The organism is Rathayibacter tanaceti (assembly GCF_001634385.1).
Lineage (GTDB): Bacteria > Actinomycetota > Actinomycetes > Actinomycetales > Microbacteriaceae > Rathayibacter > Rathayibacter tanaceti.
Genome location: NZ_LIIN01000270.1, coordinates 1 through 1,074 on the forward strand (window position 1 = coordinate 1; position 1,074 = coordinate 1,074).

A 1,074-nucleotide genomic window follows, 5' to 3' on the forward strand; every position below is an offset into this window, starting at 1 on the left:
ACGCGGCGTTCTCTCGCACGGTCAGGTGCGGGAAGAGCAGCGGGTCCTGCGCGAGCAGGGCCACGGGGCGGCGGTGCGGAGGCGTCCAGCGACGCTCGTCGAAGAGTGTCGCCTCGCCGAGGTGCGCGCTGCCCGTGTCGGCGCGGGCGAGTCCGGCGATCAGCTCGAGCAGGGTCGACTTGCCCGCCCCGTTCGGCCCGAGGACGGCGATCGTCTCGCCGTCCTCGACCTCGAGCGCCGCATCGAAGCCGCGCTCGGCGAGCCGCGCGGCGAAGCGCAGGCTCACCGGCGCACCTCCCGGGACGAGCGGCCGTAGGCCAGACCGATCACGAGCACCGCGACCGCGACCAGCACCAGAGCGAGCGCCACCGCCGCGTCGGGGTCGGTCTCGCGCTGGAGGTAGATCTCGAGCGGGAGGGTCCGCGTCGTGCCCTCGAGGCTCCCTGCGAAAGTCAGCGTCGCTCCGAACTCGCCCAGTGCCCGCGCGAACGAGAGGATCGCTCCCGAGGCCAGCCCGGGCAGGATCAGCGGCAGAGTGATCCGCCGCAGCACCGTGCCGGGCGAGGCGCCCAGGGTCGCGGCGACCGCCTCGTAGCGGGAGCCGGCGCTGCGCAGGGCCCCCTCCAGAGTGAACACCAGGAATGGCAGAGCCACGAAGGTCTGCGCGAGCACGACGGCCGTGGTCGAGAACGCGATGCGGATCCCCAGCGCCTCCAGCGCCCCGCCGAGCAGGCCGAGCCGCCCGAAGGTGGCGAGCAGCGCGAGACCGCCGACGACGGGCGGCAGCACGAGCGGGAGGAGGACGAGCGAGCGGAGCAGGCGCTGCCCGGGGAACGCGGTGCGCGCGAGCACCAGCGCCATCGGAGTGCCGAGCAGCAGGCAGAGCAGGGTGGCGGCGGCGGCGGTGCGCAGGCTGAGCAGGAGGGCAGCGACCGAGGAGTCGGAGGTGATCAACGGCACGAGCTGCGGCCAGTCGACCCTGGTGAGGATCGCGGCGAGGGGCAGCAGCACCAGCAGGGCGCCGGCTGCGGCGGCCGCGACGACCCAGCCCGGCAGGCCGGAGCCGGTGCGGGG

2 protein-coding genes are annotated in these 1,074 nt (G+C 74.9%); both read right to left on the reverse strand.

Going from position 1 to position 1,074, the window contains the following annotated elements; all coding sequences use genetic code 11:
* On the reverse strand, positions 1 to 286 hold a 286-nt coding region (locus tag ACH61_RS15570; RefSeq protein ID WP_153038960.1), incomplete at its 3' end, for an ATP-binding cassette domain-containing protein.
* Positions 283 to 1,056: an ABC transporter permease gene (locus ACH61_RS15575; RefSeq protein WP_201787631.1), complete on the reverse strand. Its 774-nt coding sequence runs from the start codon at positions 1,054 to 1,056 to the stop codon at positions 283 to 285. The genes ACH61_RS15570 and ACH61_RS15575, both read right to left, overlap by 4 nt.
* Between the last annotated feature and the right edge of the window lie 18 nt (positions 1,057 to 1,074).